The organism is Kitasatospora sp. MAP5-34, assembly GCF_029894335.1.
Classification (GTDB): domain Bacteria; phylum Actinomycetota; class Actinomycetes; order Streptomycetales; family Streptomycetaceae; genus Kitasatospora.
In genome coordinates this window covers 54,654-76,523 of the sequence record NZ_JARXZC010000039.1, presented here as the reverse complement: position 1 = coordinate 76,523, position 21,870 = coordinate 54,654, and the positions used below count along the sequence as shown (strand labels likewise).

The window sequence follows — 21,870 nt, the reverse complement described above, 5'->3', positions numbered from 1 at the left end:
AACGCCGCGAGCCGAAGGGCACGCCCGGCGGCGGACGGCGAGAACGCCGCGAGCCGAAGGGCACGCCCGGCGGCGGACGGCGAGAACGCCGCGAGCCGAAGGGCACGCCCGGCGGCGGACGGCGAGAACGCCGCGAGGGCGGCCTCCCCGATGGGGAGACCGCCCTCGCGGACTGTCAGAACTCGCCGATCCCCGAAGGAGATCAGAAGTCCATGTCACCGCCCGGCATGCCGCCACCGGCAGCCGCGCCGGCCTTCTCGGGCTTGTCGGCGATGACGGCCTCGGTGGTGAGGAAGAGCGCCGCGATGGAGGCGGCGTTCTGCAGCGCCGAGCGCGTGACCTTGGCCGGGTCGATGATGCCCGCGGCGATGAGGTCGACGTACTCGTTGGTCGCGGCGTTCAGGCCGTGGCCGAAGGGGAGGTTGCGGACCTTCTCCACCACGACACCGCCCTCGAGGCCGGCGTTGACCGCGATCTGCTTGATCGGGGCCTCCAGCGCCACGCGGACGATGTTGGCACCGGTGGCCTCGTCGCCCTCCAGCTCCAGCTTGTCGAAGACGACCGAAGCCTGCAGCAGCGCGACGCCACCACCGGCGACGATGCCCTCCTCGACGGCGGCCTTCGCGTTGCGGACGGCGTCCTCGATGCGGTGCTTGCGCTCCTTGAGCTCCACCTCGGTGGCCGCGCCGGCCTTGATGACGGCGACGCCACCGGCGAGCTTGGCGAGGCGCTCCTGGAGCTTCTCGCGGTCGTAGTCCGAGTCGCTGTTCTCGATCTCGGCACGGATCTGGTTGACCCGACCGGCGACCTGGTCGCTGTCGCCGCCACCGTCGACGATGGTGGTCTCGTCCTTGGTGATGACCACCTTGCGGGCGGTGCCCAGCAGGTCGACGCCGGCGTTCTCCAGCTTGAGGCCGACCTCCTCGGAGATGACGGTGCCACCGGTGAGGATGGCGATGTCGCCGAGCATGGCCTTGCGGCGGTCACCGAAGCCCGGGGCCTTGACGGCGACGGACTTGAAGGTGCCACGGATCTTGTTCACGACCAGGGTCGACAGGGCCTCGCCCTCGACGTCCTCGGCGATGATGACGAGCGGCTTGCCGCTCTGCATGACCTTCTCCAGCAGCGGGAGCAGGTCCTTGACCGAGCCGATCTTGGAGTTGACGATCAGGATGTAGGGGTCCTCGAACGAGGTCTCCATCCGCTCCAGGTCGGTGGCGAAGTAGGCCGAGATGTAACCCTTGTCGAAGCGCATGCCCTCGGTGAGCTCGAGCTCCAGACCGAAGGTGTTGCTCTCCTCGACGGTGATGACACCTTCCTTGCCGACCTTGTCCATCGCCTCGGCGATGAGCTCGCCGATCTGGGTGTCGGCGGCCGAGATGGAGGCGGTGGCAGCGATCTGCTCCTTGGTCTCCACCTCCTTGGCCTGGGCGAGCAGCTGGTCGGAGACGGCCTTGACGGCCTTCTCGATGCCGCGCTTCAGGGCCATCGGGTTGGCGCCGGCGGCGACGTTGCGCAGACCCTCGCGGACGAGCGCCTGGGCGAGCACGGTGGCGGTGGTGGTGCCGTCACCAGCGACGTCGTCCGTCTTCTTGGCGACCTCCTTGACGAGCTCCGCGCCGATCTTCTCGTAGGGGTCCTCGAGCTCGATCTCCTTGGCGATGGAGACACCGTCGTTGGTGATCGTGGGGGCGCCCCACTTCTTCTCAAGGACGACGTTGCGGCCCTTGGGGCCAAGCGTCACCTTGACGGCGTCGGCAAGCTGGTTCATCCCGCGCTCAAGGCCGCGGCGAGCTTCCTCGTCAAACGCGATGATCTTTGCCATGTGAAGTGGTCCTCCGGGACGCGATCGACTGCACCGGACCGAAGGGTGCCCGCGACGGACGGCCCTGGTGTGCGGGGGTCCTGTCCCCACCGCTCCCGGGGGCCTCACCGACCCGGTCCGTTGTCACTCTCAAGCTGTGAGTGCTAAGCCAATGATTAGCACTCTCGGGTGGCGAGTGCAAGCCCAATCGCCGCACTCGCACCCCACTCCCGGGAGCAGCCGGAGGACAGCCCCGGGACATCCCGGGGACAGCAGCAGGCCCGTACGACGGGTGTCGTACGGGCCTGCTGGTGAAGCCGTTGAGCGCCAGCTCGTGACCGAGCCGAGGCTCCGCAGGTCGGAAGGTCAGACCGCCGGCGCACGGACCATGTCCGCCTGCGGGCCCTTCTGCCCCTGGGAGATCTCGAACTCGACCCGCTGGCCCTCTTCGAGGGTGCGGTAGCCGTCCATCTGGATCGCGCTGTAGTGGACGAACACGTCCGCACCACCGTCGACCGCGATGAAGCCGTAGCCCTTCTCCGCGTTGAACCACTTGACGGTGCCCTGAGCCATTCCGAACTCCCCTTGTACTGTGCTGGCCCTTCACGGACCCGCAGGGATTGCGGATCCATAGGTCTGGTAGGCCGGCCCGAGGGAACCCCCCCTGGACGCAGCCGTGCCCGCGCAGACTCGCCGCCGAGCCCACCGGAAGGTGGTTGATCAGCGGGTGAATGCGTCGACCGCCGCTGAATGTATCCGGACAGACGCCCTCTGCAACAGGCCCAACTCCGTGGAATTCCAGGAGGCCACTGCGGGATATCCAGGGATGAAAGCGGCAGACGACAGCAATTCACACCGGGCATAGCGGACGAACGGCGCATAAGGCCGACAAATTTCTGACGCCCGCCTGACATCTTTTGCTTCGCACCACTGTGCGGCCGTCTCATCGGCCGGACGAACCTTGCGTATGCGATCCGCTGACAGCGCGGGGAGCACCGGGCGGCAACGGCCCGGGCGGAGTGACGCAGAGTGAAAGGCCGGCGGAGAAGCGCGCCGACCTGTGCGCACTCTACTCCCACTCGAGGACGGGAATTCCCGCCCGACGGTTCCCGGCACGGGACGGGCCGCCGCCCTATCCGGAAATAGTCGTTCCGGATAGGGCGGCGGCCCGCAACGTACTGAAAGCACCGCACCGAAAGCCGAGGCGCAACCGAAACTCGCTGCTCAAGGCCGGGAAAGCGGAACCCGAACAGCAGTCGGCCGGCGCAACCGGTCAACGGAAGTCGGTCAACAACTACCGGACAACGGCAACCGGTCAGTAGAACCTGATCAGCACCCGCCGGCCACGGCCGGGATGACGGAGATGTTGGCGCCGTCCTTGATCTCGGTCTCCAGGCCCTGGTCGAAGCGCACGTCGTCGTCGTTGACGTACACGTTGACGAAGCGGCGCAGCTTGCCCGCGTCGTCCAGGAGGCGGGCGGCGATGCCCGGGTGGTTGGCGTCCAGGTCCTGGATGACGGCGGCCAGGGTGCCCCCCTCGGCGGCCACCTCGGCGGCGCCGCCGGTGTAGGTGCGCAGGATGGTCGGGATGCGGACGTTGGCGCTCATGCTCGGGCTCCTAGCGGTGGTGGGAGAAGTTCAGACGGACGCGAGGCCGGCGGCGCGGAAGGAGTCCAGCGTCGGGCGGATGGTGGCGGTGAGACCGGCGTCGGCGACCGCGTCGAGCGTCTTGAGGCCGTCGCCGGTGTTGATCGCGACGGTCTCCTTGGACGGGTCCAGCTGACCGGTCTCGACCAGCTTCTTCAGCACGCCGATGGTCACCCCGCCGGCCGTCTCGGCGAAGATGCCCTCGGTCCGCGCCAGCAGCTTGATCGCCTCGACCACCTCGGCGTCGGTGACGTCCTCGACGGCGCCGCCGGTGCGGCGGGCGATGTCCAGCACGTACGGGCCGTCGGCCGGGTTGCCGATCGCCAGCGACTTGGCGATGGTGTTCGGCTTGACCGGGCGGATCACGTCGATACCGGCCTTGAAGGCGGCGGAGACCGGCGAGCAGCCCTCGGCCTGGGCACCGAAGATCTTGTACGGCCGGTCCTCGACCAGGCCGAGCTTGATCAGCTCCTGCAGCCCCTTGTCGATCTTGGTGAGCTGGGAGCCCGAGGCGATCGGGATGACCAGCTGCTCCGGCAGCCGCCAGCCGAGCTGCTCGCAGATCTCGTACGCCAGCGTCTTCGACCCCTCGCCGTAGTACGGGCGGAGGTTGACGTTGACGAAGCCCCAGCCCTCACCGGCCGGGTCGCCGATCAGCTCGGAGCAGAAGCGGTTCACGTCGTCGTAGTTGCCCTCGATGCCGACCAGCTCGCCGCCGTACACCCCGGCCATCACGACCTTGCCCTGCTCCAGGTCGTGCGGGATGAACACGCAGGACTTGAAGCCCGCCCGGGCGGCCGCCGCGCCCACCGCACCGGCCAGGTTGCCGGTGGAGGAGCAGGAGAGGGTGGTGAAGTTGAAGGCGCGCGCCGCCTCGATCGCGCAGGCGACCACCCGGTCCTTGAAGGAGTGGGTCGGGTTGCCGGAGTCGTCCTTGACGTGCAGCTGCGCGGTGAACCCCAGCTCACGGCCCAGGTTGTCGGCCTTGACCAGCGGGGTCCAGCCCGGGTTCAGGTTGGGCTTGGCGGCCACGTCGGCGGGGACGGGCAGCAGGGGGGCGTAGCGCCAGATGGAGGCCGGCCCGGCCTCGATCCGCTTGCGGAGCTCCTCGGCCTGGTAACTGCCGAAGTCGTACGCGATCTCCAGCGGGCCGAAGCACTCGACGCACGCGAAGACCGGGCCGAGCTGGAAGCGGGTGCCACACTCACGACAGGACAGGGCGGCAGCAGGGCCGAGGTCGACAGTCGAGGGGGCAACGGGGGTTGCGATAGCCATGAGGCGGAGTCCTCTTCTCCTCATCTTCCCCATGACGCGGTCGCGCCACAGGACGGAATTGGCACCTGTCCCGCCGGGGTCACTGACCGCCGAGCGAGAAGGTTGCCGGGACTTCGACGGGCCGTTCCCTCAGTCCCTCTGGATGAGCTCTATGAAGTTGTGGTCATGCGCTGGGACCGACCCCGACGTACGAAGGTCCGACCGCAGTACGAAGACTGTATCCGAAGGCGCCGCGTACCAACGGGACCGTCCGAACCGCGAGATGACACAGTCCATGCGGGCCGGCGCCCGGAACACCTGACCACCCGATCACCTTGAACAACTGACCGGACAACTGGTCGGGCACCGTAATGGACACGCTGCAACGACATGCTGAACGACACGCTGGACCGGCAGACCCGAACTGCCCGCCGGACCAGCGGACCCGCCCGCGAGCAGACCCGACCGCAAGAGATCCCGACCGCAAGCGCAAGGAGCGAGACAGTGCCAGAAGAGCTGACCCCGGCTCTCCTCCCCGAGGTGGCGTCCTGGCTGCGCCGCCGCTCCTGGACGGCGGCCGACCGCCCGGCCGACGCCCTGCTGGCCGCCAAGCGGGCGGCCGGACCGGCCGGCACGGTGAGCGTGGTGCTGCCCGCGCTGGACGAGGAGCCGACGGTCGGCGAGATCGTCCGGGTGATCCGGCGCGAGCTGATGGAACGGCTGCCGCTGGTGGACGAACTGGTCGTGATCGACTCCGGCTCCTCCGACCGGACGGCCGAGCTGGCCGCCGCCGCCGGAGCCCGGGTGGTGCACCGGGACGACGTACTGCCGCAGCTGCCCGCCTCCCCCGGCAAGGGCGAGGTGCTCTGGCGCTCGCTGCTGGTCACCTCCGGCGAGATCGTCTGCTTCATCGACGCGGACCTGCGCGAGTTCGACCCGGCCTTCGTGTCGGGGATCGTCGGCCCGTTGCTCACCGACCCGGCGATCCAGCTGGTCAAGGCGATGTACGACCGGCCGCTGGAGACCGACGGCGCGGTCGTCCCGGCGGGTGGCGGCCGGGTCACCGAGCTGGTCGCCCGCCCACTGCTGAACCTGCACTGGCCGCAGCTCGCGGGCTTCGTCCAGCCGCTCGGCGGCGAGTACGCGGCCCGGCGCTCGCTGCTGGAGCAGCTGCACTTCCCGACCGGCTACGGGGTCGAGCTGGGCCTGCTGGTGGACGCCCTGGACGCGGTCGGGCTGGACGCGCTGGCCCAGGTGGACGTCGGCGTCCGGCACCACCGCCACCAGGACGGGCAGGCGCTGGGCCGGATGGCCGCGACCATCTACCGGACGGCCCTGGAGCGGCTGGACCGCACCCACCGCCTGAAGGCCGAGCACGACCTCGTCCGCCCGCTGCTCACCCAGTTCAGCCGCGACCCGGCCACCCGCGAGTTCACCGCCCACACCCACCCGGTCGGCGCACTGGAACGGCCCCCGATGCGGAGCGTCCCGGAGTACCGGGCGCGGGGCTGGAGCCCTAGCCAACGAGGTGCAACTTAAGCACCCAGCCCGGCTGACTGCGGCGGCCTTCCGGTTTCGCGCAGTCCCCGCGCCCCTGGGGGTTGGCCCGAAGCCCATGGAAGCTCACCGGGTGCCGAGTGGTTTGTACCCGGGGGTGCCCGGCAAGGTTGGTGGTATGGCCGATTTCGCGACCGAACGTTCGAATCCGACCGGCAGGGCTCCGATCCTGGTGGCCTCCAACCGTGGGCCGGTGTCCTTCAGCAGTGGGGACGACGGCTCGCTCACCCTGCGCAGAGGTGGTGGCGGGCTGGTCTCCGGCCTGTCGGCGATCGACGATCCGTCCGCCGTCTGGGTCTGCGCGGCCCTCGGTGACGCCGACCGGGCGGCCGCCCGGCAGTGCCCCGACGGGCGGCTCGACCTGGGCGGCTTCGACGTCGGCGGACAGGCCGTCCGGATGCTGGACATCGACCCAGGTACCTTCGCCCGCGCCTACAACGGCGTCGCCAACTCGACCCTCTGGTTCGTCCACCACCTGCTGTACGACACCCCGGTCTCCCCCGTCTTCGACGACCGCTTCCGCCGCGAATGGGAGTCCTACCGCGCGTACAACGCCGCGTTCGCCGAGGCGCTCGCCGTCGAGGCCGCGCCCGGGGCGGCGGTGCTGATCCAGGACTACCACCTCTCGCTCGCCCCCGAGCTGCTCCGGGCGCTCCGCCCGGACCTGCGGATCGGGCACTTCTCGCACACCCCCTGGGCGCCGCCCGAGTACTACCGGATGCTGCCCGACGACGTCGGCGCCGCCGTCCTGGCGGGCATCCTCGGCACCGACCGCGCGGCCTTCCTGACCCATCGCTGGGCGCTCGCCTTCGCTGACTGCTGCGAGGCCGTGCTGGGCGCCGAGGTCGACCGGACGGAGCTGACCGTCACCCACGGCGGCCGGACCACCCGGCTCGGTGTACACGGGCTGGGCGCGGACGGCGACTTCCTCCGCGAGCGGGCCCACCGGCCGGACGTGGACGCCCGGTTGGCCGCCCTACGGGAGCAGGTCGGCGGCCGGCGGACCGTCGTCCGGGTGGACCGCACCGAGCTGAGCAAGAACATCGTGCGCGGCCTGCTCGCCTACCGGCACCTGCTGCGCTCGCGGCCCGAATGGCTGGACCGCGTGGTGCACATCGCTTTCGCGTACCCGTCCCGGCACGACCTGCCCGAGTACCGCGAGTACACGGCGGCCGTGCAGCGGATCGCCCAGGAGATCAACGACGAGTTCGGGACGGCGGGTTGGCAGCCGCTGATCCTGCACGTCAACGACAACTTCCCGCGCTCGCTGGCCGCCTACCGGCTCGCTGACGTCGCGCTCGTCAACCCGATCAGGGACGGCATGAACCTGGTCGCCAAGGAGATCCCGGTGGTCTCCGACGACGGCTGCGCGCTGGTGCTGTCCCGGGAGGCCGGCGCGTACGCCGAACTCGCCGACGACGCCATCGTGGTGAACCCGTACGACGTCATCGCCACCGCCGACGCCCTGCACCAGGCACTCACCATGCCCGCCGCCGAACGGACCGACCGCACAAAGCGGTTGGCCGCCGCAGCAACCGCCCTGCCGCCCCAGCAGTGGTTCCTCGACCAGCTCAACGCGCTGCGCTGAGCCGCGCGGCGAGCGCCGCCAGCAGCGCGACCACGCCGGCCGGGCCGGGGACCACCAGGTCCGCCCGGTCGGCGAGTTCGCGTACGGGGGCCTCGCCGTCGGCCGTGCCCGAGCTGCACACCAGCAGGCCCGGCAGGCCGTCCGCGCGGCGCTTCTCGACGGCCGCGTAGGCGGCGAGGTCGCCGAGGTCGTCACCGGCGTAGAGCACCGCGCCGGCTGGGCGTTCGGCCAGGAAGGCCGCGAGGGCCGTACCCTTGTCGACGCCCGGCGGGCGCAACTCCAGGACGTACCGGCCCGGTTCGACCACCAGGCCGTGCGCGGCGGCGAGCTCGGTGAGCGACTCCCGGAGCTGCTCCAGGGCCGCCTGCGGGTCCTCGGTGCGGCGGGTGTGGACGCCGAACGCCCGGCCCTTGTCCTCGACCCAGGTACCGGGGTGGGCACCCGCCCACTCCAGGGCGGCGGGCAGCGCGTCCCGCACGGCGGCGACGCCCGGCGGCGGCTCAGGGGCGGACAGTTCACCCGTCCCGGCCTCCCAGCGCTCGGCGCCGTACTGCCCGAGGACGGTCAGGTGCTCCAGGCCCGGCGCCGCCGCGAAGCCGCCGTACCGCACCGCCGTCTCGGCCGGCCGGCCCGTCACCACCACGACCGAACCGACCAGCGGCGCCAGCGCGGAGAGCGCGGCCACGGCTCCCGGGTGAGCGCGGGCCTGGTCGGGGTCGGGGACTATCGGGGCGAGCGTCCCGTCGAAGTCGAGAGCGATCACCGCCTCGCCCGGCGCGGCCAGCAGCGCGGCCAGCCCTTCACGTCCGGCGGGGGTGCGGGGCGCTTGCAGCTCAGGCATTCCCATGCCTCGAACCTACCCAGATTGGGCAGCCCCACCAAGGGCGCGTAGGGGCGACTACCGGCTGAGCCGCTTCGCGGCACGGATACGGCGGAGCCGGTTGATGAGGACCGGGTCGTGCGCGAGCGCCTCCTGGCGGTCGAGCAGGCCGTTCAGCAGTTGGTAGTACCGCGTCGCGGAGAGGTTGAGCTCCTCGCGGACGGCCCGCTCCTTCGCCCCGGCCGTCCGCCACTGCCGGGCCTCCAGGCCGAGCACCGCGAGATCCCGTTCGGTCAGCTCCGTCATGCTGTCATTCTGCCCGGCCGGTCCGACACACTCTGCCGACCCCGTCGGCCGGGCGGTCCGGCTACCGTCGCTCCCATGACCAACAGCTTCGCTCTGCACATCCCCGACGTCGAGCTCGAACCCGACCCGCTGGACCCGTCCCAGATCGTCTCGGGCAGCCCCGAGGTCTCCGGCAAGGTGCTCTGGGAGTCCGCCGACGGCCGGCAGCTGCGCGGGATCTGGCAGATCACCCCGGGCGTGGTGACGGACACCGAGGCGGACGAGATGTTCGTGGTGATCAGCGGCCGGGCCACCGTCGAGTTCGAGGACGGCCCGACCCTGGAGGTCGGGCCGGGCGACGTCGCCGTCCTGCGCGAGGGCGACCGCACGACCTGGACGGTGCACGAGACCCTGCGCAAGGCGTACTCGATCAACCTCTGAGCGGCGGACGCACCGCCAGGCCGGTTCAGACCGCGATCACCCGGACGCCCGCCTCCGTGAAGGCGGCCGTCAGCTCCTCGCTCACGCCCTCGTCCGTGACCAGGGTGCCGATCCGCTCCAGCCCGCAGATCCGGGCGAAGGCCCGGTGGCCGAGCTTGGAGGAGTCGGCGGCCACCACGACCCGGCGGGCGCGTTCGGCGAGCAGCCGGTTGACGCTCGCCTCGCCCTCGTGGTGCGCGGTCGCGCCGTGTGCCACGTCGAGCGCGTCGACCCCCAGCACCGTGACGTCGAGGGCGAGTTCGGCGAGCACCAGACCGGCCAGCGGCCCGATCAGCTCGTACGACTGCGGCCGGGCGACCCCGCCGGTGAGCACGATCTTCACCTGCGGGCGGACGGTCAGCTCGTTGGCGATGTTGAGCGCGTTGGTGACGATGGTCAGCGTCTGCCCGGTGCCGGCACCGCTGCCGGCGCCCGCACCGGCCTCCGGCCGCTCCCGCTCGGCCGGCTCGGGGCGGACGGCGAGCGCGCGGGCCACTTCGGTGGTGGTCGTCCCGCCGTTCAGGCCGACCACCTCGCCGGGCGCGACCAGCCCGGCGACGGCCGCGCCGATCCGCTGCTTGGCGTCGGCGTTGCGGGCGGTCTTGTAGCGCAGCGGCAGGTCGTACGAGACGTTGTGCGCCACCGCGCCGCCCCGGGTCCGGGTGACCATCTGCTGGCGGGCGAGCTGGTCCAGGTCACGCCGGATGGTCGCGGCGGAGACGCCCAGCGCCTCGGCGGCGTCATCCACGTCCAGCTTGCCGTGCTCGGCCAGCAGCTCCAGCAGTGAGTTCCATCGCTCATATCTGGACACGCCGCGCCACCCCTCCTGGAAACACCACCCGTACGGAATCACCGCCCGTACGGAATCACCGCCCGCACGAAAGCACCGCCCGCACGCCACCGCACGTGGGCGCGGAAGAGCGCCCAGCTTTGCATATTCCAGCCCGGCCGACCGACGCCTGCGGCCCGCAGGTCCGCCAGGCCCGGCCATTGCGCAATCATGATCGAAACAGCTATAAATCAGTCAGATTCACGCAGTATGGACCAGCTCGCCTTCCGGGTATCAGGAGAGCGGGCCGCCGACGGGACCGCGCAACCCCCACCCCATCGCCGAAGGCGACCAACCTCACCCTCATGGACCAGACCAATCGTGTAACTGGACTAGACCTCTTCTACCTGGCCAAGGGAAACTGTCCCCCGTGAAGCACGTCATCGCACTCGATGTAGGCGGAACCGGCATGAAAGCCGCGTTGCTCGCCCAGGACGGCTCCGTGCTGTTCGAAGCACGCCGACCGACCGGGCGGGAGCACGGCACGGACGCCGTGGTCACCGCCATCCTCGACTTCGCCGCCGACCTGGCGGACGAGGGCCGGAGCCGCTTCGGCTGCGCGCCGCTCGCCGCCGGCGTCGCCGTCCCGGGGACGATCGACGAGAGGAACGGCATCGCGGTCTTCTCCGCCAACCTCGGTTGGCGGGATCTCCCGATCCGCAAACTCCTCGGCGAGCGGCTCGGCGGCCCGGACCGCGAGGCGATCCCGGTCGCGCTCGGCCACGACGTCCGCTCCGGCGGGCTGGCCGAGGGCCGGATCGGCGCCGGCCGGGGAGTGTCCCGCTTCCTGTTCATCGCGCTGGGCACCGGCATCGCCGGCGCCATCGGCATCGACGGACGGATCGAGTCGGGCGCCCACGGCTACGGCGGCGAGATCGGCCACGTCGTGGTCCGTCCAGGCGGCCCGCAGTGCGGCTGCGGCGCCCGTGGCTGCCTGGAGACCCTGGCGTCGGCGTCGGCCGTCTCCCGGGCCTGGGCCGGGGCGACCGGCGACCCGACGGCGGACGCAGCGGCCTGCGCCGACGCGGTCGCGGCCGGGGACGAACGCGCGCTGGCGGTCTGGCGGACAGCCGTGGAGGCGCTCGCCGACGGGATCGTGCTGGCCCAGAGCCTGCTGGACCCGTCGACGGTGATCATCGGCGGCGGCCTGGCCGAAGCGGGCGACACGCTCTTCACGCCACTGCGCGCGGCGGTCGCCGAGCGGCTGACCTTCCAGATGTCCCCGGAGGTCGTACCGGCCATGCTCAGAGACACCGCCGCTTCCCTGGGCGCGGGTCTGCTCGCCTGGGATCTGCTCACCAAGGAGGTGACCGCGTGACAACCGCACAGAACCGTATCGCTGCTCCGCAGCGGGGTCCCGCACTGGCCGGCGCCCGGCTGGTCCTGCCCGGCGGCGTCGTCGAGAACGGCAGGCTGGCCGTCGAGGGCACCCGGATCGCGGGCATCGAGCTGCTGCACCGGCAGCCGGGCGACCTCGACCTCGGCGGCCACACCGTCGTCCCCGGCTTCGTCGACCTGCACGTCCACGGCGGCGGCGGCGCCTCGTACGCCTCCGGGATCGCCGAGGAGGCGCTCAAGGCCGCCCGTACGCACCTGGAGCACGGCACCACCACGACCATGGCGTCCACCGTCACCGGCGAGCTCGACGAGCTCTGCCACCAGGCGGCGGTGCTCTCCGAGCTGGTCGAGGACGGGGTGCTGGCGGGGATCCACTTCGAGGGCCCGTTCATCTCGCACAATCGCTGCGGCGCCCACCGCCCCGACCTGCTCCGCGACCCGGACCCGGCGCTGGTCCGCAAGCTCGTGGACGCCGCGCGCGGCCACGCCAGGATGGTCACCCTCGCGCCGGAGCTGCCGGGCGGGCTGGAGTCCGTCCGGATGCTCACCGAGCTGGGCGTCATCGCGGCCGTCGGGCACACCGACTCCGACTACGCGAAGACGCTGGAGGCCATCGACGCGGGCGCGACCGTCGCCACCCACCTGTTCAACGCGATGCCGGGCATCCAGCACCGCGCGCCGGGCCCGATCGTCGCCCTGCTGGAGGACGAGCGGGTCACCGTCGAGCTGATCAACGACGGCATCCACCTGCACCCGTCGGTGCTCGACCTCGCCTACGGGACGGCCGGCCCGGACCGCGTCGCGCTGATCACCGACGCGATGGGCGCGGCCGGCATGGGCGACGGGCTCTACCCGCTCGGCCCGCTGCAGGTCCGGGTCGAGAACGGCGTCGCCCGGCTGGTCGAGGGCGGCTCGATCGCGGGCTCGACGCTCACCCTGGACGTCTCGTTCAAGCGCTCCGTCACTGTCAACGGCCTGAGCCTGGACGCGGCCGTCCGGTCGCTGTCCGCCGTCCCGGCCCGCCTGCTCGGCCTGGCCGACTCGATCGGCTCGCTGGAGCCGGGCAAGAACGCCGACCTGGTCGTGCTCGACTCCGACACCCTCGACCTCGTCGCGGTGATGCGGCGCGGCGAGTGGGTCGTCGGGGCCGGCCGCTTCACCGAGATCGGCTCCGCCGACCGGTAAGCCCGGATCGGGGGCGCGTGGGGGCACCTCACGCGCCCCTGGTGGCTACCAGCCCGAGGGCTTCGAGGCTCCCGCGTCCGTGATGGCCACCTGGTCGAGCAGGAAACCGCACTGGTCGCTCTGGCCGCACGCCACCGAGATGGTGTGGTGCCCCGCGCCCGGGACGGTCGCGCTCACCCAGGACGCGTACCAGGACGCCTCCGGCGGCAGGCCCGCCGAGTAGTTGTTGAGCTTTATCGGCGTGTACGTCGGCGTGCCGTCGACGCTGACCGTCGCGGTCGCGTTCGGGCCGGTGTTGTTGAAGCGCAGCCAGATCTGGAAGCTGTTCGCCCCGGAGAGGTTGACGTCCCAGGAGACCGTCGCGCCGACGGTGCCCATGCCGTCCACGTAGCTCCCGCCGGCGGACTTCGCGCCCGCCACCTGGTTGGCCTTCTTGCTGCCCCCCGAAAGGGTCATGCCGGCGGCGTCCGCCACGGTGGTGCCACCCGCCCAGCTGCCTGCGGCGGAGGGCGCGGAGCTGGAGGTGGAGGGAGCGGGCGAGGCCGAACCGGGGGTGGACGACGTACTGCCGTGCGGGGCCGGCCCGGCCGTCTTCGTCTTGGGGTCGCCGCCGGAGAGGGCGACACCCGCGCCGATCGCGATCGCGGCGACCACCGCCACCGCGCCGATCACCGTGGCCTTGCCCCGGCCACCGCTCGGCCGCTCCTCGCCCGGCTGCGGGCGCGAGCGCTCGGCGTAGCGGTTCTGCTGCTGCGGCAACTGGGTCGTGGGCTGGGCCGACGGCGACTGCGGGGCCTGGCCGTACGGGGGCTGACCGTGCTGAGTCTGCCCGTGCTGGGGCTGGCCCTGCTGCGGCTGACCGTACGGGGGCTGGGCGGGCGGCTGCTGGCGGTACTGGGCCTGCCCGTACTGCGCGCGGCCGACCTCCATCGGGCGCGCGTACGAGTTGCGCGGCTGGCTGGCCGCCGCCTCGCCCTCCGCAGGACGGTAGAGGTACGCGAACGGGTCGTCGTCCGCCGGGTCCTCGGGGGCCCCGTTACTGCCGGCCGTGGTCACGGTGCTCAACTCCCCAGCGCAGTGGTGGACTCTCGTACCGGGGAACCCTACCTTCCGTTCCTGACAGCGCGGAAAGGCGGTTCGACGTGCGCGTCAACCCGCCCGGCGGTGCGAACGCTCGCCCCTGACGCCCCGGGCGGCGCTGCCCCGGGCCCGCTTCTCGTCGTACATCCGTTCATCTGCGGCGTGCAGCACCTCCTCGATGCTCATGCCGCAGCCCGCCCAGCCGATGCCCAGGCTGACGCCGACCCGGGTCGTCCGGTTGTCGATCCGCATCGGCGGGATGATCGCGTTGCGCAGCCGCCCGGCCAGGTCCTTGGCCTCCTCCCGGCCGATGCCGTCCGCCAGCACCACGAACTCGTCGCCGCCGAGCCGCGCCACGGTGTCACCCTCCCGGACCACCTGCTGCAGCCGTCTGGCCACCTCGATGAGCACGTCGTCGCCCGCCTTGTGCCCGAACCGGTCGTTGATCGACTTGAACCCGTCCAGGTCGCAGAAGAGCACCGCGAGCCCCTTCTCCGTCCCGGACCCGCCACCCCCGCCGCTGCCCGAACCGCCGCCACGGAACGGTCCGATCCAGGCCTCGCCGCCCGCCGGGGGATCGCCCGGGACCACCGCGTGCACGTGGTCCGGCAGCACGTCACCGCACCCGAGCGCGCGCCCGGACTCCGGGAAGTCCGCCCGGCCCCACTCCAGCGCGACCTGGTCGGGGCCGCCAGGCGCCCCGTAGCCGTGCGTGAGCCCGTACGGGACACCGGGCCCGTCGAAGGCGCTGTGCGCGCTGTACGAGACCCCCTGGGGGGCGTACGCGGGCGCGCCGTGGGCGGACTCCGCGACCGCCGACCCCGCGAACGCGGACTCGCCGTACGGCTGGTCCGCGTAGGCCGACTCCGCGAAGGCGGGCGCCGCGCCGTGGGCCGCCGCGCCGCCGGGCACCTGCGGCTGGGGGCAGAGCCGACGGCCCAGCCGGGAACGCAGCTCGGCGCTGTTCGGCAGGCCGGTCAGCGCGTCGTGACTGGCCCGGTGGGCGAGCTGGAGCTCGTGGCGCTTGCGCTCCTCGATGTCCTCGACGTGGGTGAGCAGGAAGCTCGGGCCCTCCGCCGCGTCGGCGACCACCGAGTTGCGCAGGCAGACCCACTGGTAGCCGCCGTCCCGGCGGGAGAGCCGCAGCTCCGCCCGGCCGCCCTCGGCGCTGGTCCGCAGCAGCAGCTCCAGGTCGTCGGGGTGCACCAGGTCGGTGAAGCACTGCTGTCTGAGCGTCGCCCGGGGGCGGCCGAGCAGGCGGCAGAGCGCGTCGTTCACCCGGGTGAGCTGCCCCCGCCCGGCACCGTGCAGCTCGGTGATCGCCATACCGCTCGGCGCGTACTCGAACGCCTGCCGGAAGCTCTCCTCGCTGGCGCGCAGCGCCTGCTGCTCCTTCTCCAGCCGGGCCAGCGCCCGCTGCATCTCGGCCCGCAGGCGCGCGTTGCCGATCGCGATGGACGCCTGCAGCGAGAACATCTCCAGGGCCTCGCGGGTCCACGCACCGGGCCGCTTGCCACTGCGCGGGCGGTCCACCGAGAGCACGCCGAGCAGGTCGCCGCCGGCGCTGTACATCGGCGCGAGCAGCCCGTCGGAGGGGTGCCAGTCGTTGGCGTACACGGGCAGCGGCCCGTCGCCCACCCAGCGCGGGATGTCCGCGCCGACGGCCCAGCCCCGGTCGTGCGGCAGGAACCGCAGGGTGCCCCAGTGGTCGCTGACGCCGAGCAGCCTGTCCCAGGACTCCCGGGAGCCGACCTGGCCCAGCAGCACGGACGGGCCGCCGAAGGCGCTCTCCTCGACCTCCCAGACGGCGGCCACCACCAGATCCCCGTCGGCGCGGACCAGGCTGACGGCGGCCGCGTCGAAGCCGAGCCCGTGCACAGCGCCTTCCACCACGGCCTGCAGGGTTCCTGCCAGACTGCGGGCAGCGTTGAGGTCCGCCACGACCCGGTGCAAGGTGCGGAGGGTCGCCAGGCGGACGTAGGGCTCCGACTCGGCTTCCATGCGGGGGCTCCCCGGCTGCTTCGGATAGTTCTTGAATGGTTATCGTCCGATTGCCAGAAGAACTGAATCACAGGGAGCACAGCGATAGGCACGCTCGGTCAACAATCGGTCGCCAGTTGTGAGCCAAATCACATAATGCGGATGTCCGGCCATTCAGTTCAGCTGCCCGATATCCGACGTATACCGATGTATACCGATATTCACGGTCAAACGGACGGTCAATGGGTGGTCGGCGATCAGGACGCCGAACTGAAGCCGCAGCGCCCCAAGCAGGGCCGGCGGGCCCTGGCCCGTCACTCCTGGGGGTGAGCCGGCTCACGTCCGTACCGGCCCGAACGGGTCCGCACGGCCAGTGGTCCTACGACCACGGCCCGATGCAGGAACGCGGGCGGGCCGACTACCGTGCGGTACGTGTACACGTCCCCGCAGCCCGCAGCTGCCCCTCTGGCCACGCCCGACGAGTTCCGGGCCGCGCTCTCCCAGCTCGCCTCCGGCGTCGCGCTGGTGACCGTCCACGACCCCGAGGACGGGTCGGACGGCGAGGACGCGGGCATGACCGCCACCTCGTTCCTGTCGGTCTCGCTGGAACCGCCACTGGTCCTGATCTCGGTGCGCGAGGACTCCCGGATGGACGAGCTGCTCACCCGGGTCGGCAGCTGGGCCGTCTCGCTGCTCGGCGAGGAGCACCGCACCCTCGCGTCCCGGTTCGCCATGAAGGGACGGCTGAGCGACCGGCTGCTCTTCGCGGACACCCCCCACCACCCGGGCGAGTTCACCGGTGCGCCACTGGTCGACGGGGCACTGGCCACCGTCGAGTGCGTCACCGAGCAGCGGGTCGCGGCGGGCGACCACACGCTGCTGATCGGACGGGTGCTGCAGGCCCGCGTACCTGGCCCGGCCGGACGGCCGCTGCTGTACTTCCGGGGCGGCTACCGCCACCTCGGCTGACGACAGGCCGCTGACGGCAGGCTGAGGGAACGTCACTGCTGGGTGGCCCGAGGCGGGCTCAGTCGTTCGCCTGCCGCCCGCGCCCCTGCTTCAGCTCGGACCGGTGGCGCTTGTTCCGGAGCCGGCTCTCGATCATCCCCCGGGACGGCTTCGTCGCCCGCCGCGTCTTCGGCGGCGGCGCCGTGGCCTCGCCGAGCAGCGCCGCCATCCGGGCCGCCGCCACCTCGCGGTTGCGCCACTGCGACCGGTGCTCGGAGGCCCGGACCACCAGCACCCTGCCGTCCACCAGCCGACCGGCCAGCCGCTCCAGGGCGCGGTCCTTCCACACCTGCGGAAGGGCGGTCGAGGCCGCCAGGTCGTACCGCAGCTCGACCTGGGTGTCGGACGTGTTGACGTGCTGGCCACCGGGGCCGGACGAACGGGAGAAGCGCCAGACGAGCTCGGCGTCCGGGACGGCCACCGACCCCCGAACGCGGATGGGCTCAGGCATGGGCCCATCATCCCGCGTCGCGGTCCACGGGTCACGCGGTTATCCACAGCTCCTGTCCACGGCTCTGCGGAGCGGGTGGGTGCCGGGCGGCGGGTGCCGGCCTGCGGGTGCCGGACAATGGCGTACGTGATCGAGCTCGGCTACTCCCTGTCCAACCGTTTCCCCGACCCCCCACAGACCGACTACCGGAACGCCTCGGTACAGAGCCTGCGGCACGACCTGTTCTGCGGCGACGTCTTCCTGGACGCGGACGGCCTGGACCTGTCCACAGGCTGGGGATGGGTGCCGGTGCTCGACTTCGCCTGGGCGCTCTGCGACACCGTCGAGGAGCTGGACCGCGACCCGCGCGGCAGCCGGTCCGCCACTGTGCAGACCTTCGACCTCGACTTCACCCAGAACACCGAGCTGCTGCGGTTCGCCCGCCGCTTCGGCCTGGTCGAGATCAGCGCCACCTGGCTGCCCGACGAGCCGCCCGCCGTGGTCCGGCACGCCGACCTGCGCCGGGAGGCCCGCGACTTCCTGCAGGACATCATCGCGGACCTCGGCGACATGCACGACGGACTGGCGGACAACCCCAACATCTGGACGGTGCAGGGGCGCTTCCCCCGGGTCTGACGCCGAAGAGCCCGGCTCCTCCTCCCCACAGGCGCGGAGGAGGAGCCGGGCTCTTCGGTGCCGTTCGGTGCCGTTCGGTGCCGTTCGGTGCCGTTCGGTGCCGCCCTACCGGAGCTTCGCCCGGAGTTCGGACAGCTCCAGGCACTCGGTCTCGTCGTGCGGCGTCAGGTCGACCACCTCGGGCCGGGCGTGCTCCTCCGCCGGGGCCTCCACCTGCGGTGCCTGCTCAGGGGCGGCGGCTGGGGCCGCGTACCGGGCGCTCTCGGCCACCGCCTCGTCCCCGAGGACGTCCGCCAGATCGGCCCGCTCGCCCAGCTCCACCACGCTGCCCACCGCAGGGGCCGGGGCCGCCGCGCGTACGGCGGCACCCGCCGCGCCGCCCCGGCCGAAGAAGCTGAAGTTCGGCGTGCGGTTCGCGCCGCCGGTCTGCGAGCGCGGGCGCTGCCGCCCGGCCGGCACGATCGCGGCCGCCTGGGCGCCGCCCAGCGGCTCCACGGCGGCCGCCAGCACCGGACGCAGCGGCGCCGCGCCGACGGCGGCCCGGAGCCCCGCCGGAGCGGCCGGAGCGGCGGGCGTGGCCTGGGTGGCCTGCGCGGGGGTGGCCTGCTCAGGGGTGGGGACGCCGGGCGCGGCCGGTACGAGCCGAGCGGTCGCGGTGGTGGTGGCAGCGGGCGCGGTGGTGGCGGCAGCGGGCGCGGCCACCAGCGGGGGCGCGGGCCGCAGCGCGAGCTGCGCCCGGGCGACGCTCGCGCGCCGCGCCTCGGCGCGCTCGGCCACCCGTTCGAGGTGGCGCAGGGCGGCCGCCGCGCGGACGTACGCCGCCGGGGTGGCCGGGTGCTTCGGGCGGGCCGCCGCCAGCGCCCGCTGGGCGGCCTCGGCCTCCTTCAGCGCCTGCGCGGCCACCGCCACGGCCCGCTCCCGCAGCAGGCGCGCGATCTCCGTCTCGGCCTTCGCGAGCCGCGACTTCTCGGCCGTCAGGCGGCGCCCGAAGCGGGTCGCCCGCTCCTCCGCGACCTCGGCCGCGTACTCCGCCTCGGCGAGCTGCTCCTCGAACCGCTCCTCGTCGCGCAGCCGCCGGGTGGCGGCCAGCTCGACGGCCGCCCGCTCGGCACGGTCGCGCTGGCGCAGCAGGACGCCCAGCCCGGCACCCGCCAGGACCGCCGCGACACCCACCGATCGGGCGAGCGCCGGATCGGGGCTCGCGACCAGGGCCGCCAGCGCGGCGACGACGAGCACGCCGGCGGCGATCAGGGGCACGGACCGGCCGAGGACGGAGGAATGACGATGGCGTCCACGTGACATGCCAAAGAAACTAGCGTGCGAATTGGGGCGCTGTCAGCCTCGGTCCCTTTTCGGCCCTTGACAGCCCGTCATGACTACGACGCGCTACCAGTAGGCGACCTGACGTTACGATAGCTGCCGGATTCGCCGCCCCGAGCCTGGAGGTACACCTGTGTCCGCCGACCTCCCCTCCCCCTTCTCCGCAGCCCCCGCAGGCGGCTTCCGGGTCCGTCCCACCGAGCTGGCCGTCGCCGGCCAGGCCGCCCGCGCCACCGCCGAACGCCTCCGCGCCGGAGCCGCCGCCCGGCCGGCCGCCGGGGACACCGCCGCCGACGCACTGCCCGGCTGGCGGACGGCCGGGGCGCTGCGCGACTGCGCGGCGGCCTGGCAGCAGACGCTGGCCCGGCTCGCGGCCGAACTCGACGGCATCGGCGGCGATCTGCTGAGCACCTCCGGCAACTACCGCGAGACCGAGGCCCAGCTCCACCGCAGCCTGCTGCCCGGCCACTGAGGCCGGCCGAGAACCGAACCGAGAACCGAACGGGAAGCCGACCAATGGACCGGAGCACCCTCGAAGCCGCCCGCCCCGACGAGGTCGCCTCGGCCGCCGAGGCGTACGAAGCCCTGGCCGAGGTCCTGAAACAGCTTCAGGAGGACTGGCGACAGTCCGTCAGCGACCGGGTGCACGCCTCGGGCTGGCACGGGACGGCCGGTGAGCTGGCCACCTGGGCGATCAGCGCCGCCGCCGTCCGGCTGCACTCCGCCGAAGCGGAGCTGGAGCTGCTGCACGACACCCTGCGGGAGGCGGCCGAGGCCATCGCGGCGGCGCAGTCCGAACAGGAGCCGGAGGCGGGCGACCGGGTGGACCGGGCCGTCGCCGCACGGCTGGCCCACCACACCGCCCGGGCCGTCGAGAGCGCACCGGCCGGGGCCCGCCGGCCCGGCGCGCTCGGCGTGGCGGCACTCGACGGGCTGCCGGGCGGCCGGCCCGTCCCGCCGCCCGGCACGCCACCCGGCCAGGTCGCCGCCTGGTGGCGCGGCCTCGACCGGTCCACCCGGAACCGGCTCACCGACACCCGCCCCGAGCTGGTCGGCTCCCTGGACGGCCTCCCCGCCCTCGACCGGGACCGCGCCAACCGCCTGCTGCTCACCCGGCTGCTCGACCGCTACGAACAGCTCCCCGCCCCGGACCGGCAGCTCCTCGACGGGCTGCGCGCGATCCGCCGACGGCTGGCGGCCGGGCCCGCCACCGGGCCCGGCCGGATCCTGCTGCTCGGGCTGAGCGACCAGGGCCGGGGCCGGGCAGTGCTCTGCTTCGGCGACCCGGACCGCGCGGACCACGTCGCGGCGTACGTACCGGGCTTCGGGACGAAGCTGGCCGCCGCCGCCGGTGGTGACGCCGACCGGGCGCAGCGGGTGCGCGAGGCGGCCCTCGGGTACGGCCAGGGGCGGGACGTGGCCGCGCTGGTCTGGCTCGGCTACGACCCGCCGCCCAACGAGGGGCTCGACCCGCGCACCCTGGCCGTCGCGGGCGACGGGCGCGCCCGGGACGGCTCGGCCGCGTACGGGAGCTTCCTGGCCGGGCTGCGCGCCGCCCGCACCGGACCGCCCGCGCATGTCACGGCGTTGGGGCACAGCTACGGGTCACTGCTGGTGGGCCTGGCGGCGCAGCGGCCGGGCGGTCTGGCGGCCGACGAAGTGGTGCTGGTCGGCAGCCCCGGGACGGGTGCGCGGCGGGCCGACCAGTTCGGCCTGGGCCCGGAGCACGTCTACGTGGGTGCGGCCGACTGCGACCCGGTCAGCCGGCTGCCCGGAGGCGGGACGGTGGCAGGCGGGATGCTGGCCGGGGGCCTGCCGGGCGTCGCGCTGCGGGAGGTGCTGGACCCGCCGGACGAACTCTGGTTCGGCCGCGACCCGGCCGGCAGCTCCTTCGGCGCCCGCCGGTTCCAGGTCACCCCCGGCACGGTGCGGGACGCCTTCGCCAGCCACTCGGCGTACTTCGACGGTTCGTCGGAGTCACTGGCCAACATCGCCCGGGTGGTGGCGGGCCGGGGCGACGAGGTCACCGGCGCACCGGGGCGCTGAGCGGCTACCTCAAGGGGGAGCCGCTCAGCGCGCGGAGGTCGCCGAGCCGGTCGGGCGGGGCGGGTCGTCGTGGTCCTCGGGGAGCTTGCAGACGTGCTGCAACCAGAGGGCGGCGGCGATCACCCCGGCCCCCGTCAGCACCGCGAACCCGGCGGTGATGGCCTGGGACTTGCGGGACTCGATGTCGAGCAGGCCGAGCAGGTGGACGCCGGCCCCGCCGTAGATGCCCGTCACCACCGCCGCCACCAGCGCGCTGGCCTGGGCCAGCACCACGGCCCGGGCGGCACCGAGCGGGTCGACCCCCTTGGCGCCCGGCTGGCGCTCCCGGACGGCCTTCAGCCGGGACCGCAGCGAGATCGCCGTGGCCAGCAGGACCACCGCGACCACCGCGAGCACGATGGGGGCGGCCCCGGGCACCCCGGGCAGCTGGCCCAGGGAGTCCCACAACTTGGCACCGGCCCAGGAGAACACCCCGGCCACGGCGGCGATACCCAGGAGCAGGCGGAGGCGGAGCGGCTTCACTGGGACAGGGTCCTTCCCGACGGGACACGACGGCTGGCGGCCCCCGGCCGTGGCACGGTCA

21 protein-coding genes and 1 riboswitch are annotated in these 21,870 nt (G+C 72.9%); of the genes, 9 read left to right on the top strand and 12 right to left on the bottom strand.

Annotated features, from left to right (window positions below):
• Positions 1-202 precede the first annotated feature (202 nt).
• The 4 genes from groL to thrC all read right to left on the bottom strand — a co-directional run bounded on the left by groL (position 203) and on the right by thrC (position 4,726).
• The gene (gene groL / locus P3T29_RS26480; RefSeq protein ID WP_280719151.1) at positions 203-1,825 is read right to left on the bottom strand and encodes a chaperonin GroEL; all 1,623 of its coding nucleotides are present in this window, start codon (positions 1,823-1,825) and stop codon (positions 203-205) included.
• A 345-nt stretch (positions 1,826-2,170) separates the two neighbouring features.
• Entirely contained in the window at positions 2,171-2,377 is a 207-nt protein-coding gene (locus P3T29_RS26475) for a cold-shock protein (RefSeq protein WP_035798772.1), read from the bottom strand.
• Positions 2,378-3,133: 756 nt separating this feature from the next.
• Positions 3,134-3,412, bottom strand: a complete 279-nt coding sequence (locus P3T29_RS26470; RefSeq protein WP_280719150.1) for a MoaD/ThiS family protein — start codon at positions 3,410-3,412, stop codon at positions 3,134-3,136.
• A 30-nt stretch (positions 3,413-3,442) separates the two neighbouring features.
• Positions 3,443-4,726, bottom strand: coding sequence for a threonine synthase (gene thrC / locus P3T29_RS26465; protein ID WP_280719149.1), 1,284 nt, complete (start codon positions 4,724-4,726; stop codon positions 3,443-3,445).
• Positions 4,727-4,743: 17 nt separating this feature from the next.
• Positions 4,744-4,875: riboswitch (SAM riboswitch) on the bottom strand.
• Between the two features lie 334 nt (positions 4,876-5,209).
• On the opposite strand from thrC, the gene P3T29_RS26460 reads away from it, so the two are divergent.
• On the top strand, positions 5,210-6,244 hold the full coding sequence (locus P3T29_RS26460; RefSeq protein WP_280719148.1) for a glucosyl-3-phosphoglycerate synthase: 1,035 nt from the start codon (positions 5,210-5,212) through the stop codon (positions 6,242-6,244).
• Between the two features lie 136 nt (positions 6,245-6,380).
• Entirely contained in the window at positions 6,381-7,850 is a 1,470-nt protein-coding gene (locus tag P3T29_RS26455) for a trehalose-6-phosphate synthase (RefSeq protein WP_280719147.1), read from the top strand.
• Here the strand turns inward: P3T29_RS26455 and otsB are convergent.
• Both otsB and P3T29_RS26445 read right to left on the bottom strand, forming a co-directional pair.
• Positions 7,834-8,697: a trehalose-phosphatase gene (gene otsB, locus P3T29_RS26450; RefSeq protein WP_280719146.1), complete on the bottom strand. Its 864-nt coding sequence runs from the start codon at positions 8,695-8,697 to the stop codon at positions 7,834-7,836. The genes P3T29_RS26455 and otsB overlap by 17 nt on opposite strands.
• Before the next feature lie 51 nt (positions 8,698-8,748).
• The gene (locus P3T29_RS26445; RefSeq protein ID WP_280719145.1) at positions 8,749-8,976 is read right to left on the bottom strand and encodes a DUF3263 domain-containing protein; all 228 of its coding nucleotides are present in this window, start codon (positions 8,974-8,976) and stop codon (positions 8,749-8,751) included.
• Positions 8,977-9,051: 75 nt separating this feature from the next.
• On the opposite strand from P3T29_RS26445, the gene P3T29_RS26440 reads away from it, so the two are divergent.
• A complete protein-coding gene (locus P3T29_RS26440) occupies positions 9,052-9,396 on the top strand; it encodes a cupin domain-containing protein (protein ID WP_280719144.1) in 345 nt (114 codons plus the stop codon).
• Positions 9,397-9,421: 25 nt separating this feature from the next.
• Here P3T29_RS26440 and P3T29_RS26435 read toward each other — a convergent pair whose 3' ends face one another.
• On the bottom strand, positions 9,422-10,246 hold the full coding sequence (locus tag P3T29_RS26435) for a DeoR/GlpR family DNA-binding transcription regulator (RefSeq protein WP_280719143.1): 825 nt from the start codon (positions 10,244-10,246) through the stop codon (positions 9,422-9,424).
• 388 nt (positions 10,247-10,634) lie between these two features.
• Here P3T29_RS26435 and P3T29_RS26430 point away from each other — a divergent pair, with 388 nt between their 5' ends.
• Both P3T29_RS26430 and nagA read left to right on the top strand, forming a co-directional pair.
• Complete coding sequence (locus P3T29_RS26430; RefSeq protein ID WP_280719142.1) at positions 10,635-11,582, top strand: ROK family protein; 948 nt, start codon at positions 10,635-10,637, stop codon at positions 11,580-11,582.
• Positions 11,579-12,787, top strand: a complete 1,209-nt coding sequence (gene nagA, locus P3T29_RS26425; protein WP_280719141.1) for an N-acetylglucosamine-6-phosphate deacetylase — start codon at positions 11,579-11,581, stop codon at positions 12,785-12,787. Before P3T29_RS26430 ends, nagA begins: the two co-directional genes overlap by 4 nt.
• Positions 12,788-12,832: 45 nt before the next feature.
• Here nagA and P3T29_RS26420 read toward each other — a convergent pair whose 3' ends face one another.
• A complete protein-coding gene (locus P3T29_RS26420) occupies positions 12,833-13,852 on the bottom strand; it encodes a hypothetical protein (protein ID WP_280719140.1) in 1,020 nt (339 codons plus the stop codon).
• Between the two features lie 84 nt (positions 13,853-13,936).
• Complete coding sequence (locus tag P3T29_RS26415; RefSeq protein ID WP_280719139.1) at positions 13,937-15,868, bottom strand: sensor domain-containing diguanylate cyclase; 1,932 nt, start codon at positions 15,866-15,868, stop codon at positions 13,937-13,939.
• Between the two features lie 411 nt (positions 15,869-16,279).
• Between P3T29_RS26415 and P3T29_RS26410 the strand changes: the two genes are divergently transcribed.
• Positions 16,280-16,816 carry a flavin reductase family protein gene (locus tag P3T29_RS26410; protein ID WP_280719138.1) on the top strand — a complete coding sequence of 179 codons (537 nt, stop codon included), beginning with the start codon at positions 16,280-16,282 and terminating at the stop codon, positions 16,814-16,816.
• A 58-nt stretch (positions 16,817-16,874) separates the two neighbouring features.
• On the opposite strand, the gene arfB is transcribed toward P3T29_RS26410, so the two are convergent.
• Complete coding sequence (gene arfB, locus P3T29_RS26405; RefSeq protein ID WP_280719137.1) at positions 16,875-17,306, bottom strand: alternative ribosome rescue aminoacyl-tRNA hydrolase ArfB; 432 nt, start codon at positions 17,304-17,306, stop codon at positions 16,875-16,877.
• A gap of 126 nt (positions 17,307-17,432) precedes the next feature.
• Between arfB and P3T29_RS26400 the strand changes: the two genes are divergently transcribed.
• A complete protein-coding gene (locus tag P3T29_RS26400) occupies positions 17,433-17,921 on the top strand; it encodes a hypothetical protein (RefSeq protein WP_280719156.1) in 489 nt (162 codons plus the stop codon).
• A 105-nt stretch (positions 17,922-18,026) separates the two neighbouring features.
• Here P3T29_RS26400 and P3T29_RS26395 read toward each other — a convergent pair whose 3' ends face one another.
• Positions 18,027-19,223 (bottom strand): hypothetical protein, encoded by a 1,197-nt coding sequence (locus P3T29_RS26395; RefSeq protein ID WP_280719136.1) that lies wholly within the window; start codon positions 19,221-19,223, stop codon positions 18,027-18,029.
• A gap of 151 nt (positions 19,224-19,374) precedes the next feature.
• Between P3T29_RS26395 and P3T29_RS26390 the strand changes: the two genes are divergently transcribed.
• A complete protein-coding gene (locus P3T29_RS26390; RefSeq protein ID WP_280719135.1) occupies positions 19,375-19,713 on the top strand; it encodes a hypothetical protein in 339 nt (112 codons plus the stop codon).
• A 44-nt stretch (positions 19,714-19,757) separates the two neighbouring features.
• Entirely contained in the window at positions 19,758-21,287 is a 1,530-nt protein-coding gene (locus P3T29_RS26385) for an alpha/beta hydrolase (RefSeq protein ID WP_280719134.1), read from the top strand.
• A gap of 24 nt (positions 21,288-21,311) precedes the next feature.
• Here the strand turns inward: P3T29_RS26385 and P3T29_RS26380 are convergent, their stop codons facing one another.
• Positions 21,312-21,809: a DUF3180 domain-containing protein gene (locus tag P3T29_RS26380; RefSeq protein ID WP_280719133.1), complete on the bottom strand. Its 498-nt coding sequence runs from the start codon at positions 21,807-21,809 to the stop codon at positions 21,312-21,314.
• Positions 21,810-21,870: the final 61 nt, after the last annotated feature.